12 protein-coding genes are annotated in these 15,586 nt (G+C 62.2%); 9 read left to right on the top strand and 3 right to left on the bottom strand.

The window, feature by feature from the left end; all coding sequences use genetic code 11:
• Positions 1-185 precede the first annotated feature (185 nt).
• The 7 genes from AAHA39_RS18825 (at position 186) to AAHA39_RS18855 (ending at position 9,010) form a co-directional block, all read left to right on the top strand.
• Positions 186-692: an NUDIX domain-containing protein gene (locus AAHA39_RS18825; protein ID WP_320656341.1), complete on the top strand. Its 507-nt coding sequence runs from the start codon at positions 186-188 to the stop codon at positions 690-692.
• A 132-nt stretch (positions 693-824) separates the two neighbouring features.
• Complete coding sequence (locus AAHA39_RS18830) at positions 825-2,975, top strand: AsmA family protein (protein WP_320656340.1); 2,151 nt, start codon at positions 825-827, stop codon at positions 2,973-2,975.
• A 145-nt stretch (positions 2,976-3,120) separates the two neighbouring features.
• Positions 3,121-4,503 (top strand): ATP-binding protein, encoded by a 1,383-nt coding sequence (locus tag AAHA39_RS18835; protein WP_320656339.1) that lies wholly within the window; start codon positions 3,121-3,123, stop codon positions 4,501-4,503.
• Positions 4,500-5,147, top strand: a complete 648-nt coding sequence (locus AAHA39_RS18840) for a response regulator transcription factor (protein ID WP_267519936.1) — start codon at positions 4,500-4,502, stop codon at positions 5,145-5,147. The genes AAHA39_RS18835 and AAHA39_RS18840 overlap by 4 nt, the downstream gene beginning before the upstream one ends.
• Before the next feature lie 50 nt (positions 5,148-5,197).
• Positions 5,198-5,944: a DUF2861 family protein gene (locus AAHA39_RS18845; RefSeq protein ID WP_320656338.1), complete on the top strand. Its 747-nt coding sequence runs from the start codon at positions 5,198-5,200 to the stop codon at positions 5,942-5,944.
• Between the two features lie 238 nt (positions 5,945-6,182).
• Positions 6,183-8,384: a glycoside hydrolase gene (locus AAHA39_RS18850; RefSeq protein ID WP_320656337.1), complete on the top strand. Its 2,202-nt coding sequence runs from the start codon at positions 6,183-6,185 to the stop codon at positions 8,382-8,384.
• A gap of 95 nt (positions 8,385-8,479) precedes the next feature.
• Positions 8,480-9,010, top strand: coding sequence for a GNAT family N-acetyltransferase (locus AAHA39_RS18855; RefSeq protein ID WP_320656336.1), 531 nt, complete (start codon positions 8,480-8,482; stop codon positions 9,008-9,010).
• Between the two features lie 76 nt (positions 9,011-9,086).
• Here the strand turns inward: AAHA39_RS18855 and glnE are convergent, their stop codons facing one another.
• From glnE to AAHA39_RS18870, 3 genes are all read right to left on the bottom strand, one after another.
• The gene (gene glnE, locus AAHA39_RS18860; RefSeq protein ID WP_320656335.1) at positions 9,087-11,960 is read right to left on the bottom strand and encodes a bifunctional [glutamate--ammonia ligase]-adenylyl-L-tyrosine phosphorylase/[glutamate--ammonia-ligase] adenylyltransferase; all 2,874 of its coding nucleotides are present in this window, start codon (positions 11,958-11,960) and stop codon (positions 9,087-9,089) included.
• Between the two features lie 130 nt (positions 11,961-12,090).
• Positions 12,091-12,537 carry a GNAT family N-acetyltransferase gene (locus AAHA39_RS18865; RefSeq protein WP_041210647.1) on the bottom strand — a complete coding sequence of 149 codons (447 nt, stop codon included), beginning with the start codon at positions 12,535-12,537 and terminating at the stop codon, positions 12,091-12,093.
• 79 nt (positions 12,538-12,616) lie between these two features.
• A complete protein-coding gene (locus AAHA39_RS18870; RefSeq protein WP_043849865.1) occupies positions 12,617-13,867 on the bottom strand; it encodes a methyl-accepting chemotaxis protein in 1,251 nt (416 codons plus the stop codon).
• A gap of 32 nt (positions 13,868-13,899) precedes the next feature.
• Here AAHA39_RS18870 and AAHA39_RS18875 point away from each other — a divergent pair, with 32 nt between their 5' ends.
• Together AAHA39_RS18875 and AAHA39_RS18880 are read left to right on the top strand one after the other, a co-directional pair.
• Positions 13,900-14,718: a potassium channel family protein gene (locus AAHA39_RS18875; protein ID WP_041210645.1), complete on the top strand. Its 819-nt coding sequence runs from the start codon at positions 13,900-13,902 to the stop codon at positions 14,716-14,718.
• A 152-nt stretch (positions 14,719-14,870) separates the two neighbouring features.
• Positions 14,871-15,476, top strand: coding sequence for a TIGR04211 family SH3 domain-containing protein (locus AAHA39_RS18880; RefSeq protein ID WP_042029683.1), 606 nt, complete (start codon positions 14,871-14,873; stop codon positions 15,474-15,476).
• Positions 15,477-15,586 lie beyond the last annotated feature (110 nt).

Here is a 15,586-nt window from a genome sequence, read left to right on the forward strand (position 1 = left end):
GGCACCCAATTTAAGAACCCCGCTCATCGAGCGGGGTTTTTTATTGCCTGAAAATCAGCAAATCGCCTGATAATTGCTCCGTTTTATTCCTCTCCCTTTGAATTCCTCGTCTTCCCCGTCGGTTTAACTCATAAAAAATGGCCTTGGCAGAGTAAAATGGTGCTTTATCTGGTCGGAGATAGCCCATGTTTTGTCCAAAATGCGGTGGTCAAACCTTGCAGAGCATCAGCCCCAAAGAGTTTCGCTGTGGCTGCGGTTTTCATTTTTTCCAGAATGTGGCGACGGCTGTGATGGTGGCGCTTTGCTGGCAGGATGAGGTGCTGGTTGCGGTGAGGGCCGGCAATCCGGGCAAGGGGTTGCTGGATCTGCCGGGCGGATTTGTCGATCCCGGCGAGTCGCTGGAGGGGGCGCTGGTGCGCGAGTTGCAGGAGGAGCTGGGACTCGATGTCAGCGCTCAACCTTTTACTTATCTTGGTTCCTTCCCCAATATCTATCCCTACGATGGCATCACCTATCACACCTGTGACACCTTCTTTGCCATCAGGCTGAGTGAAAAACCGGTCATCCAGCCGGCTGACGATGTGGCCGCCTGCCAGTGGCTGAAGATCAGCGATATCCCCTTGCCCCGCTTTGCTTTCGAGTCGACGCGCACAGCTATGGCGCAGTTGCAGCAATCCCCTTTGCAAGCCTGATCCCTGCTGATGACGATGGGGATTGGTAGCGACCATCCCTGTCTCATCCTTGTCCGCTTTTGTCCCGCAGGCGCCATTCGTCAGACGGTGAGTGGTATAGTCTGCAGTGGATCCGGATTCAAGGAGCATATCGTGAAGAAGATAGTTCTCATCTTGCTCGGCATCGCCGTGGCGGCCTTGCTGGCCATAATGACGCTGATAAGCCTTATCGACCCCAATCAATTCAAGCCCCAACTGGCTGAACAGGTGCGCAAGAGCACGGGCCGGGAACTGGTGATGGCGGGGGAGATTGACTGGCGTTTCTGGCCGAGTCTCGGCCTCTCGCTGGAGAAGGTTGCTCTGCACAATCCGGCCGGTTTTGCCGAGCCGGATCTGGTTCGTTTCGAACAGGGCGAGGCCTCGGTGGCCCTGTTGCCGTTGCTCTCCCATCGTCTGGAGATTGGCAAGGTGACCCTGAGTGGCGCCCATCTCTTTATCCAGACCAAGGCAGATGGCAGCTCCAATCTGAGCGGACTGATCAAAGATGCCACTGCTGATGCAAGCGAACCGATCGTCCCCGCAACCCCTGCGCCAGCCGCTGATAGCAAACCCTGGCAGATCAGCTTGCAGGGTGTCGCGCTCTCCCAGGCCAGCGCGCTGGTACAGGATGATCGCAGCGGCACCTCGCTGCGACTGGATCGCCTCGATCTCGATATGGGGCCGCTGGCCACCGAGCAGTGGGTACCCGTGACGCTTGCCGCCAAGGGGAGTGCCGACAAGCTCGCTTTCGACGTTAAAGGGCAGACCCAGATCAAGCTGGCGCAGGAGGTGATGGCCAGTGAACTGAAAGACTTGAGCCTCAGTGGCAGCCTGAGTGACCCGTCCCTGCGACTCGACAGTTTCTCCATCAAGGGAGACCGACTGGCCCTTGGTGAGTGGAGCAACCTCACGTTGGCGCTGAAGGGGGCCAAGCTAGAGGGGCAGCAAGCTTCACTGGCTGGCTCGCTGGAAGGAACGCTCAAGGGACGGCTCGATAAAGAGATGAAGCTGGCCGAACTCTCCGATGTGCTGCTGACGGCAGCGCTGGAAGGTGATGCGCTGCCACGCCCGCAGATGAAGCTGAAACTGGCCGGGTTTGCCCGTGCTGAGCTCGACAAGCAATTGATTACCCTGAGCAAGCTGGTGATGAGTGCCGATGAGGCGCTGTTGAGTGGTGATGGAACCGTGCAGCTTGGCGCTGTTCCCGCAATCACTTTCGATCTCAAGGGGGAGAAGCTGGATCTCGCCAAATCGGTACCGACCACACCTGCGCAGGCGAAAGAGGACAAACCGGCGATCGGTGTTGCCAACACCGCTGCAAATGGCAATAAAGTGGCAACCGGCAAGAGCGAAGCTCTCTCCGTGGTTGAACCGGATCTGGGCGCGCTCAAAGGGGTGGATCTGGATGGTCGGCTGCAACTCGGCAGCCTGCGTCTGAAAGGGCTGGATCTCGGTGCTGTCGATCTTCAGGTGGCTCTGGCCAAAGGGCTGCTGACGCTCAAACAGTTCAGCGCGACCGTGGCAGGTGGTCAGGTAAACGCGAACGGGGTACTCGACGCGCGCCAGCAACCCGCCACCTACAAGGTGCACAAACAGGTGGCCGGAGTGAACATTCGTCCCTTGTTGCAGACTCAGGCTCAGAGTGATCTGCTGGAGGGCAAAGGCGATCTCGATGTGCAGGTGCAAGGACGTGGTCTCTCTGAGTTGGCACTGCGCAACGGGATGCAGGGCAAGGTTACCTTGAAGCTGAGTGACGGCGCCCTGCACGGCATCAACCTGCCGGAGATGATCCGCGAGGCGCGGGCCACCCTCACCGGCAAGGGAGCCGAGCAGGTGAAGGAGGCGCGCAAGACCGACTTCAGCGCCCTGACCGCCAGCTTCCAGATTGCCGATGGCATTGCTCGCAGCAACGACATCCAGCTCTTTGCCCCAGCCCTGCGGGTCAAGGGCGAGGGGCAGACGGCGCTGGTGCCGGAGAGCCTCAACTTCCTGTTCCTCACCTCCATCGTCGAGAGCAGCAAGGGGCAGGGAGGCAAGGATGTGGACGAGCTGAAGGAGATCACCATTCCGGTGCGGATCGGCGGTCACTGGCAAGCTCCCAGCTATCAGCTCGATGTGAAGGCATTGCTCAGCAACAACAAGTTGCTGGAGGATAAGGCCCGCAAGGAGGCCGAACGCGGCCTCAAGAAGCTGTTGGGGGACAAGGCCGACAACGAGGCTGTCAAAGGGGTGGCTGACCAGTTGCTCAAGGGATTGTTCAAATAGGTGGCGGTTCATATGGGCTGGCCGGAGCCGCGCCAATGCCGTTAGCGGTTGACCGGATGTCAGCACCATTGAAAAATGGCGCTGACATTTTTTATGGCGCAGTGATCTGCTGCGCCTTGATCCAGAGTCATCTCGAGTTGAACCCATGCGCCTGATCCTGCTGCTCTGCTCCCTGATCTGCTACGGCATGGCATCTCCCGTGCTGGCCGGGCCGCTGGCAGATAGCCTGGCGGATGAGCTGGCCAGACTGGCTCCCGAACAGGCGCTGCCTCTTGACGAGGTGCAGCGGCTCGATCGGCGCCTGATTGCTCCCGACTCCCTTCATCCTGCCTGGCAGCGTTACCCGCTGCGCCAGTTGCAGGCCATCTATCGCTATCAGCAGGAGTGCGGGACAGAGAATGAGTTGCCCGCCGAGTGGCTGCCACTGCTGCGAGCGCTTTGCGGCCAAGGGGCTGCGCCCTCGACCCGCTGGTTTGCCGCTTACCCCGTCTATCCGCTGGGCGGTTCCAGCGCGGCTCGTTGGCTGGCAGGTCATCCGGCGGCCGGGCTCGATGCTCTGCTCCATGTGCGGGAGCGGCGCGACCGGTTGGGGCTGCTTGGGAAGCTCGGCGATGACAACCTCGATGCCCTGCTGCGGGGTGAGCGCTGGCTGCTGCAATCGGGTCAGCTCTGGCAGCTTGCCGATGGGCAGTGGCGCCGTTATGGCGCCGGGCAGTGGCAACCGCTGGCCGAGCGGCTTGGTGTGATGCTGGATAGCCGCACTGCTGGTACTTGTGAAGAGCGAGTCGGAGCGATCTGCTTCAATACTCGCCCCACGCTTGGCTGGCAGTGGTTGGCGCTGGCCAGTTCCCTTGGTTTCATCCTGCTGCTGGGGTGGGCCAGCTGGCAGCGCTGGCGCCTGCTGCGGGAGCGGCGCGTCGCGTTGCAGATGCTGACACACGAGCTGCGCACTCCCATCATGGCGCTCTCCGGCATCAGCGAGGAGCTGCGCCACGATTTCGACCGGCTGCCCCCTTCCGCCCAGCAGAGCGTGGGTCAGCTGCTGGGCAGTGTCGCCCGTCTGCATCAACTGGCGCAGGCCAGTCGCCACTATCTGGCGGCTGAGACTCTCGAAGATGAGCGGGTGGCGGTCAGTCTCACCGAGTGGCTCACCCTGGCTTGCGAGCGGCATGACGCCACCTTCTGCCTTGAGCGGGAGATGACTCTGGCGCTCCCCTTCTACTGGCTCGATCTCGCCCTCGACAACCTGCTGCGCAACGCCAGCCAGCATGGCCGCGCGCCGGTTCGGATCTGTGCCAGCTGGCAGGCGGGGCGTTTGATCCTCGCGGTCAGCGATGGTGGCGAGCTGTCGGGTTACCGGCTCACCACCCTGCTGCGCCGCGGTGCCCGTGCCGAGGGTTTGGGGCTGGGGCTTGCCATCGTGCGCCATCTGCTGCGCCGTCTTGGCGGGCGCCTCACCCTATCCGGCCCGCCCACTACCTTTACCCTGACGCTGCCCTGCCAACTCTGGAGCGCCCCCGAATCATGAAGACCATCCTGCTTGTCGAAGACGAGGCGCTGCTGGCGGAGAACCTGCAACGCTATCTGACCCGCGAAGGGTATCGCTGCCTCTGGTGCGATACCCTGACAGCGGCGGAGCAGCAGTGGCTGGCGGCGGATCTGGTGCTGCTGGATCGCACCATGCCGGAGGGGGATGCTCTCGACTGGCTGCCCCAGTGGCTGGCGCGCAAGGCGCTGCCGGTGATCGTGCTCACCGCAAGGGTGGAGGTGAGCGATCGGGTGGCCGGGCTAGATGCGGGGGCGCGCGACTACCTGACCAAGCCCTTCTCCCACGACGAGCTGCTGGCGCGGATCCGGGCCCAGCTGCGCCAGCTGGGGGATGGCACTCAGGCGGTGGGCGGCTTGCAGCTTCATCCCGCCCGGATGCAGGCGAGCTGGCAGGATGTGGAGGTGAGTTTTACCCCCACCGAGTTTGCCCTGCTTACCCTGCTGGTACGGATGGCGGGGCGGGTGCTGAGCCGGGAGGAGATCCTCAACCGGGTGTGGGGCTATCAGGCGTTCCCCTCCACCCGCACCGTCGATACCCATATTCTGCAACTGCGCCAGAAGCTGCCCGGACTGGCTATCGAGACGGTGCGCGGCATCGGCTACCGGCTGGAGGTGCCAGCGTGAAGCGTGCAACGCTGGCTGGGCTGCTGTTGGCTCTAAGCGCTGGCTGCGTTATGGCAACTGATCGCACCGACCCGCTGCAACCGGCTACCTTGGCGCTGTTGCAGGGAGATAACCGGCATGCCTGGCAATCTTTGCAGCAGGCTTGGCCTGCCCTCAACAGCGATGCCGAGCGCCGCAGCTGGCAGGGGATGCTGACTGCGCTGAGTGCCCAGCACTGCGGCAAGGATTTCCCGCTCACTCTGCCTGATGGGGTGAGCGAGCTGCGCCTTGAGCTGATCCAGCGCGATGCGCCGCTGTTGCGGGACTATCGGGTGCAGTTGACCGGAGAGGGGCCCATCACCGCCGCGGAACTTGTCGATCCCGCTGGCCGCAACCGGTTGGAAGGTGCCCAGTGGGAGGCGGAAGAGAACTTCGGAATCAGGGTCGTGGGGGCCGATCTACCAACGCCTTTGCCAGCTGGCCTCTATCAGCTGCGGCTGGCGGTGGCGGGCAAGGATTGGCAGGTAGTGCTGCCGCTGCCTGCGGTGCAGGATCTGGACTGGCTCTCCCGCTCGCCGCTGGCGGTGGCCAATCCCCCCGCCAATCCCGCTTCGTGCACTCCGCTCTGGCTTGAGCAGACTGTGCTGGCCCGCCCGCAATATTCCCTGCTCTGGTGGAACCGTCTGCCTCTCGATGGCAAGGTGAGCTGGCCTGCCGCTACGCCCGACAGTTGGCGCACCCTTTCGCTGGTGCAGACCAGCCAGCGCGGTCAGCTGGTGTTGCAGCTAAGTCACAGTCAGGCGGGGCCGGTGGAGTGATGCCGGGGGATTGGGTTGCTGCTTCTGGCAAAGATTGTTTCGCTGGTGCAATGACTGTCACTTTTTGTTGATGTTATTTGCAACAATTGGCCGGTGGATGGTGGGGGCTATTAAACGGGACATGGCTGAGAGAAGCCTCCGCCGCCAATCTGTGCTTAATCCTGACATTGCCCTGACAATCCAGGCCCGCCGATCTGCTGCAATGGTGGCTCCCGTTTTTTATCAGGAATCACCGACCATGACTTCTTTCCCCGTGCTGGCGAGCCGGATCCGCCCGCTGCTGCTGTTAATGCCGCTGCTCTCCCTGCCTGCCGAGGCGTTGACTCTGACCAACGATCAGTGGCGCATCGAGCTGGATCCCGCCACCCTGGCGGCCGAGGCTGTGCTGCCATCGGGCAAGCACCTTGCCATCTCCTCTCCCGGCCCGCGTCAGCCGGTCACCGCCTTGCAGCAGGAGGGGGAGCGTGTCAGCTGGCTGACCCGTGCCGAGGGCGAGGTGCGTGCCTCTGCCCGTCTCGAGGGCAACCGTCTGATCCTCACCCTGAACCGTGCGAGTGCAGGCGAACTGGTGTGGCCGCGGGTGCCGGCAGGGGCACAGGCGTTGATGCTGCCGATCCACGAGGGCTTTCGCATTCCCGCTACTCATCCCGCGTGGCGCCAGGCGCTGGCGCAGGAGTATCAGGGGATCAACACCACCGAAAATCTTACCCTGCCGCTGGTCGGGCTGGATTACGGTGATCAGCAGCTGGCGCTCCTCTTTGCCAACCCCTTCAACAACCGGCTCACCTTTGCGCCCAGGAAAGATGGCATTGCCCTCACGGCGACCCATAGCGTCAATCGCCTCAATCTGACCGATCCCTATGAGGTGGCGGTGACGCTGCAGCCGGGCAACGACTGGCTGGCGGCGGGCAAGGCCTATCGCAACTGGCTGCAGGAGCGGGGCGAGCTGGTCTCGCTCGAGAGCAAGCTTGCGGCGGTGCCGGATGGCAAGCGGCTGATCGGTGCCTCTCATCTCTACCTCTGGGGCGAGCGACTGCTGGTGCCACAGGATGTGAAGAGCTGGCCCGCGCTGCACCGCCTGATCCCCGCCGACTGGCTCAAGGGGGAGAGTAAGAGTGCGCTGCAAGCGCCCGATCTTGAGCGCAACCGCTATCTGCAAAATCTGGTGCTGACCGGAGTTGAGCAGGCGCTGGCGCTGCGCCATCCGGGTCAGCAACCGGCCGATTTCGCTGCCCGGCGCACGCTGGCGGCCACGCAACTGGGGGCTGCGCTCAACGACCCGCAGAGTTGGGGTGATGGCAGCTCGGCCAAGATGATCGCCGCTCTCAAGCAGTCTGGACTACCCAAACTCTGGCTGGGTCTGCCCCAGTGGACCGCCGGTTTTGCTGCGCCAGAGGGGATTGAACTTGCCAAAGCGGCGGGCTATCTCATCGCCCCTTACGACTCTTACGATACCGCGCTGCCGGAGGGGAATAGCCAACAGAGCTGGCTCACCGCCCAGATGGGGCAGGATAGCTATCTGCGCTGCGGCATCATGCAGGAGAATGGGCGGCGCAAGAGCGGCTTTCAAAATAGCGGCGTCTACACCAATCAGGCCTGCGTGCGCGCGGTGATGGAACAGCGAGTTCCCAAATTGCAGCAGGCGAGCCACTACAACAGCTGGTTCCTCGATGTGGCGGCGACCGGCATGGTGTTTGACGATTTCGACCCGGCCAAGCCGACCAGTCAGGCGCAGGATGCGCAAAACCGGATGGCCGGGATGGCGTGGATTGCCAGGAGTCAGGGGGTGCTGGTGGGCTCCGAGGAGGGCGGCGCGGTAGCCAACCGCACCGCGGCCTTTGCCCACGGCCCCCAGACCAGCGGCTTTGGCTGGCAGGATCCCGATATGCGCCGCAACAAGCGCTCTCCCTACTATCTGGGGGCTTGGTATCCCGACTATCAGCCCGCGTTCTTCTTTCGCCAGAGCCACCTAAAACCTGAGTATCAGGGGCTCTACTTCGATCCGGCGCTGCGGTTGCCGCTGTTCCAGAGCGTCTTTCACGACAGCATAGTGACCACCCACCACTGGACGATGGATAGCCTCAAATTCAGGGAGAGCCGTCAGTTCACCGAACTGTTGCAGCAGCTCTACAACGTGCCGCCCCTGCTCAACCTCAGTCTGGATAGTGCCAGCGTGCGCATTCCCTATCTCAAGGGGCTCGATGCCTTCTTCCGCCCGCTGCATGAGCGGCTCTACAACCAGCCCCTCACCGGTTTTCACTGGCTCGATAAAAGAGGTGTGGTGCAGCAGAGCGAGTTTGCCGATGGCACGCGACTGATTGCCAACTTCGGCCCGGCTACCGAGCTGGCAGGGATCAAACTGGCCGCTCAAAGCGTGCTGGCGCTGCTGCCCGATGGCAGCCAGCAGCAGTTTGTCTCGCAACCGGATGGCGCCCGCTAATCTGGCGTTCTGGCTTTTATTTCATCAGAGGATGCTGTGGCAGAACTTTTCATGTATAGATGAACGTTCTGCAAAATAAACGAGAGGTAGTTCTGATGATTGAGAGTGAAGTGATTAGAGAGGTAAACCATCCGGCGTGGCCGCTGGTCTGGCAGATCTATGGCGAGAGTTTTCCCCGCTACGAGCAGCGCCAGTCACAGCATCAGCCACAGAAGATGCGGGATCCTCGCTATCACTGCCAAATCTTTTATCAGGACGGCCTGCTGCTCGGTTTCATCTTCTGGTGGGCGTGTGGCGAGCAGATCTATATCGAACATCTGGCCATCAATCCGGCGCTGCGCGGCCGCAACTACGGCAGCCGCCTGCTGGCCGAATTTTGCGAGCGGGCAGGCAAAACCGTCATTCTCGAGATCGATCCGCCAGAGGATGAGATTGCCATTCGCCGTCTGCGCTTCTATCAGGGGCTGGGCTTTTGTCTCAACGACTATGCCCATCTTCACCCGCCCTATCACCCTGACTATCAAGGTCATGCGCTGCGGGTGTTGAGCTATCCGGAGTCTCTTGAGGAAGAGGCCTATCAGCGTTTCAACCAGATGCTGGTGGAGACGGTGATGGATCACGGCTGAGCAGCCGTAAGGAGATAAGAGAGGGGCCCGCCTGAAGCAATTCAGGCGGGCCCTTTTTCATTGCCGCTGGCGGGAATTACTCCCCCAGCAGGGTTTGCCAGACGGCGAGGACATGGCTGCGTTCACTCTGCAGCTGATCGTCGCTCACCTTGCGGGAGATCTCCGAAAGGTTGAGGCGATGGCCGAGGTTGCGGATCTCCAGATAGGCCTGTTTCAGCCCCTCCGCCTGCTCCAGCGTCAGCACTCCCGCCATCACGCACTCGTCGAAGATGCGCACGTTATCGGACCAGCGGGTGAGGGCGTCCGGCTCGCCGCAGGCGTGGGCCAGCACCAGGTACTGGGCGATGAACTCGATATCCACCATGCCGCCGGGGGACTGCTTGAGATCGAACTCGCCGGCGCCGGCCTTGAGCAGGTGATCCCGCATCTTGTGGCGCATCTCGCGCACCTCGCGGGCCAGAGTCGGCAGCTCTCGCTCCCTGGCCAGCACATCGCGGCGGATGCGGGCAAACTCGGCAACGATGGCGTCATCGCCATAGATGGGGCGGGCCCGCACCAGCGCCTGATGTTCCCAGGTCCACGCCTCGTTTTGCTGATACTGCTCATAGGCCGAGAGGGACGAGACCAGCAGGCCGGAGTCGCCGGAGGGGCGCAGCCGCATATCGATCTCGTAGAGAATGCCGGAGGGGGTGCGGGTGCTGAACAGGTGCAGGATCCGCTGTGCCAGACGCAGGTAGAACTGGCGGCTGTCGATGGGTTTGCGCCCGTCGGTGTAGCTGTTGGGGTCGCCGCCGTGCAGGAACACCAGATCGAGATCCGAGCCGTAACCGAGCTCGATACCACCCAGCTTGCCATAGGCCACCACCGCAAAGCCGCGCTGACCGCTCACAGCCACCTCGGGCGGTACCCCGTAGCGCTCGCTCATCTGGGCCCATGCCTGATTGACCACCTCCTCGGTGATCGCCTCCGCCAGCCAGGTGAGGTGGTCGCTCACCTTCATCAGCGGTAGTGCGCCGGCGATGTCGGCCGCCACGATGCGCAGCAGCTGCACCTGCTTGAACTGGCGCAGTGCCTCCATCTGCTGCTCTACATCCTCTTCGGGGATGCGCAGCAGGAACTGGCGCAGCTGGGGTTTGTACTGATCGAGCGGGGTGGGGTGATAGAGGTGCTGGGGATCGAGCAGCTCGTCCAGCAAAATGGGGTAGCGGGCCAGCTGCTCGCTCACCAGATGGCTGGCGTCGCACAGCCGCACCAGCTGGCGCAGGGCGCCCGGATTTTCCGCCAGCAGCTGCAGATAGGCGCTGCGGGTGAAGATGCGAGTCAGCAGCTCACACACCCGTTCGAACAGGCGGGCGGGTTGCTCACTGGCGACCACCAGTCGCAGCAGCTCCGGCATCAGCCAGTCCAGCGCGATGCGCCCCTGCGGCCCTACCTGACGGCGCTTGTACTCCTCCTTGAAACGCAGCAGCGCGGCGCAGAGCGGGGCGGGCTCGGCCACCCCTTGCGCGGTCAGCAATTTTTCCAGCTCGGCGGCATCGAGCTCGGTGCGCCACAGATCGAGCCAAAGCTGCTCCAGATGGGCGGGGGCCTCCTTCTCTTCCCCCACCACGGCGGCGAACTCCTGATGGACGGCGGCCATCTCCTCATCGAGATGAGCCATAAAGGCGCCCCAGTCGGCAAAACCGAGGGCGGCGATCAGCCGCTGGCGATCCCGCTCTTCGGTGGGCAGGGTCTGGGTCTGTTGATCGCCGATCTCCTGCAATATGTTCTCGACCCGGCGCAGGAAGCGATAGGCCTCCAGCAAGCGATCGCAATGGGCAGATTCGAGGGCACCGCACCCGGCGATGGCGGCCAGCGCTTCGGGCAGGTGACGCACCCGCAGCGCAGGTTCACGACCGCCGCGAATAAGCTGCAGCGCCTGGGCGATAAACTCCACCTCGCGAATACCGCCAGCCCCCAGCTTGATGTTGCCCTCCAGTCCCTTGCGGCGCACCTCGGCGGCGATCATCGCCTTCATCTGGCGCAGGCCGTCGATAACGCCAAAGTCGATATAGCGGCGAAACACAAAGGGGCGAAGCATCTCGGCCAGCTCGACCGCGTGCTCGCATTGGGGGCCCAGTACCCGCGCCTTGACCATGGCGTAGCGCTCCCAGTTGCGGCCGTGGTGCTGGTAGTAATCCTCCATGGCGGCGAAGGAGATGGCGAGCGGCCCCGCATCGCCAAAGGGGCGCAGTCGCATGTCGACCCGGAACACCTGACCATCCTGAGTGGGCTGGTGGAGGGCGTTGATGATGCGCTGACCCAGCTTGATAAAGAACTGCTGGTTGGCGAGCTCGCGTCGCCCGCCAACCGTGTAGCCGTTCTCGGGGAAGGTGAAGATAAGGTCGATATCCGAGGAGAAGTTGAGCTCGCCACCGCCGAGCTTGCCCATGCCAAGAATGAGCAGCGGCTGTGGGTTGCCGTTGCCGTCCATCGGGGTGCCCAGCTCGCCGCACTGTTTGGCGTAGAGCCAGTCGCGGGCGGAGCAGATCAGCGTATCCGCCAGCTTGGTGAGGTGGATAAAGCTCTCTTCTACTGTCGCGTGGCCCAGCAGCTCGCGCCAGGCGATCACCAGCATGCGGCTGCGGCGGAACTGGCGCAGGATGCGCTTGAGCGCCTCTTCATCGCTTACCTCGGCAAGCAGGGCGGTGAGGTCACTCTGGTAGGCGGGCCAGCGCTCGGCCCGCTCCAGATCCCCGGAGGTGAGCTGCTCGGTCAGCAACTCCGGCTGTTTGAAGAGAGAGTCGGCGACAAAATCGGAGAGACCGAGCAGGGTCAGCAGGGTTTGGCGCACCGGCTCGGGCTGATTGCCATAGTCGGGGGCCAGTTCAGTCAGCCGTTGCCACTGGCGCTGGGCCAGCTCCTGCAGCAGGGGGGAGAAGGCGGAGAAAGAGGGAGAGTGCTGGGCCACGGTTGCCGTCCTTGTGGTTAACGAAACTGCCGGATAAAAAGCTGGCTGCCAATCTAGCACTGTCAGGCCCCCGCGTCACAGCGCAGGGGCGAGAAGCATGATCCGGCGGGAATTATCGGCAGCCAGTCATTCAGGTGCGCTGGTAAATGGCGGGATCGTAGATCTCCATCAGGCTGCCCGGGTTGGCCGGTGGGGCAAAGCCGAAACCGGCGTAGAGGCCGTGGGCATCCGAGGTGGCGAGGGAGAGGCGGCGCAACCCCTGCAACTCGGGATGGTCGACAATGGCGGCCACCAGCGCCTTGCTGTAACCGCGGCCGCGATACTCAGGCAGCACGAAGACATCGGCCAGATAGCCAAAGGTAGCCTTGTCGGTGATGACCCGGGCAAAGGCAACCTGCTGACCATCGACATAGCCGCCAACGCAGAGGGAGTGGTTGATGGCCCGCACCACAGTGCTGTGGGGAATACCGCGACACCAATAGGCCTCTTCGGAGAGAAAACGGTGGATCAGCGGCAGATCGAGCCGCCCCTTGTCGTCACTGATCTCGATGGGTGAGTGCGTCGTGCTCTGCTGCATGTTGGCTCCTTGCCGTGGGTCAGAAATGAGAAAGGCCCCTCGCGGGGCCTTCCAGTCTAATCGGATTGGAGCGGGAAAGTCAGGCGAGCTTGAAGGACTGGATCTGGCCATCCAGCTCCTGGCTGTGCTGCTCCACCAGTACCGAGGCCTCCTGCAGTTCGCGCAGCACCACGACGGAGCCTTCGGCGATCTGCTTGACCTGCTCCAGATTGCCGCGCATCTCCTCGGCGACCGAGCTCTGCTGATCGGAAGCGGCGGCGATGTGGCGGTTCATGTCGGCCACGCCCTGTACCCGCTCCACTATGGTGGCGAGCTGATCGCCCGCCTGGGTCACCTGGGCAACCCCCTTGTCGGCCTGCTGCACGCTCTGGGCCATCAGCTCGCCAGCCTGACGGGCATTGCCCTGCAGCTGCTCGATCATCTTCTGGATCTCGACGGTAGCAGCTTGAGCCCGGTTGGCCAGCTCGCGCACCTCGGAGGCCACCACGGCAAAGCCGCGGCCCGCTTCACCGGCGCGGGCGGCCTCGATGGCGGCGTTGAGCGCCAGCAGGTTGGTCTGTTCCGAGATGCCGCGAATGGTGTCGACCACCGAGCCAATCCGCTCGACCCCGTGCTCCACCTCGTTGACCACGTTGGCGGAGCGCTGGATGTTGCCGGAGAGGGTGTCGATGGTGTTGACGGTCTCGGCCACGCAGCGGCTCCCCTCTTCGGCCAGCTGGCTGGTCTCGGCAGTGGCCCGGGAGGCCTGATCGGCGTGAGAAGCCACCTCGCGAATGGCGCCGACCATCTGGCTCATGGCGCTGGCCAGCTGCTCAATCTGGGCGAACTCTTCGCTGATCGCCTCGTTTGCCTCCTCCATGCAGAGGGTCACCTGGGAGGCGATGTCGTTGAGCTCCTTGCAGGCGGCGCGCTGGCTGCCAAACACCTCTTTGAGGTTCTCCTGGGAGTGGGAGACCGCCTTGGCGATGTCACCGAACTCGTCGCGGGAGCGGAGCAGTACCTTGTGGCTGAGGTCCCGCTTGGCGAAACGCTCCAGCAGATCCACCAGATAGTGTACCTGCTTGACCATCAGACGGGAGCCAGTCATCAGCAGGATAACGAACAGCAGCCCCATGATGGTGGTCTCCATCAGGCCGCTCCAGAGCAGGCGGTCGGCAATGGCGTTGGCCTTCTCCGGATCCAGCCCCTCGGTGAGCAGGGTGGCCTCCAGATTGTTGGCATCAAACCAGAGTTTGGTCAGTAGCAAAATGGTACTGATCACCATCAGCAACACCACTTTCGGCACCAGCCGAATGTTGCTCATCCGCTTCTCCAGCAGGTTCAACTGCATCGTAAAATCTCCTTTGAAAATCGCTTTTTCCTTTGCCCTCAAGGCTATCGGCATTATCTTCTCTTTTATTAATTTGCACCGTGTTTAAAGTTGGAAAATGTATGCGGCATCACTTAACTCACTTGCGGGCGATGGATTTGCTGATGGCATTTCTGTCGATAGTCTCGGTGTTACTGGTAACAGCCCGCTGGTGGGGCCATCAGACACTGACCCCCCAGACCCTGCAGCTCTTCTATGACCTCGACAGCCTGATCTGCTACTTCTTCATCGCCCACTTTGCCTATGGCTGGCTCAGGGCCCCCGATCGCAAAGCCTTCTTCAAGGCCAACTGGATCTATCTGCCGGGCAGCTTGCCGATGGTGGAACAGCTGCGCTGGGCCCGACTGCTCCAGCTGTGGCGGGTCTATCAACTGTTTAAGGAGCACCCGGATTTCTGGTCCATGTTCCGCCGCGAGCGCAACGAGACCACTCTCTCCGGCATTCTGTTCCTCTTCTTCCTGCTGCTGGGGGTGGGGTCCGGCGTCATGTACTGGATTGAGTCGGGCCAGCCCGGCAGCGAGATCCAGACTCCCTACGATGCGTTCTGGTGGACGCTGGTGACCCTGTCGACCGTGGGCTACGGCGATCTGGTGCCGCGGACGGAGGAGGGACGCTTTGTCGCCAGCCTGCTGATCCTGTTCGGGGTTGGCCTGTTTGGTGCCATCAGTGGTTTCATGGCCAGCATCTTTTTGCAGCCGGCCAAGGAGAGCGAAACCGAGAAGTGGCGTCACCACTACAACAACCAGCAGGAGCAGCTGCTGCGCGAGTTGCGGGCGCTGCGCGACGAGGTGCGCGAGCTCAAGAAGAAGTAAGGTTGTCGCACGGGAGCGCAAGTTGCGAGCCAGCTCCCAGCTATCGGTTGTGGCAGAGCGGGGGAGGTGCTTTTTCTTTGCTTGTCCTTTAACCTGCTGGCGGCTTAACATTCAACCTCTTGTCCAAACCTGAAAAAGAGAATCGATCAACCATGCGCGCCCTTCTCGGGATTCTTATCTGCTTGTGTGCCCAACAGGCATTGGCCGATACCCGTTATGTTTCAGACAACATCTTTACCTTTATCCACAATGGTCCGGGTACCCAGTACCGGATCCTCGGTAGCGTCAAGGCTGGTGAACCGCTGGAGGTGAAGGCGGTGAACGGCGAGGCCGGTTTCACTCAGGTGGTGGACGGTCGCGGCCGTGATGGATGGATCAAAAGCAGCGAACTGCAGAGCCAGATCAGCCTGCGCGAGCAGCTGCCGCAGGTAGAAAAGGAGCGTGACGAGCTCAAGGCCCGTCTGCAAAACCTCAACGGCGACAACGAGAAACGCTTCGCCGAGAAGGATGGCCAGATCGCTGCCCAGAGCAAGGAGATCGCTGCCCTCAAGGCTCAGCTGGCCAGCCAGGGTGAAGAGATGAACAATCTCAAAGAGCAGAACGATGCCCTGACCCAGAGCTACGACAACCAAGAGCACGACATGCAGATGGACTGGTTCATCCGTGGTGGTGCCATGGTCGGAGCCGGTATCCTGCTTGGCATTCTGTTGCCCATGCTGCCCCGCCGTCGCAGCCGTGGCGATCGCTGGATGAACTGACAGCCTCTGGCTGACTGAATTGATGAGAAGGGTCGCCGTGGCGGCCCTTCTTTTTTTGGGCGCATTGGGGACATCCGCTATTGGGCGGGATGCGTGGCTGCTTTGCGACA

The organism is Aeromonas sp. SE22, assembly GCF_038739755.1.
Classification (GTDB): Bacteria; Pseudomonadota; Gammaproteobacteria; order Enterobacterales; family Aeromonadaceae; genus Aeromonas; species Aeromonas jandaei.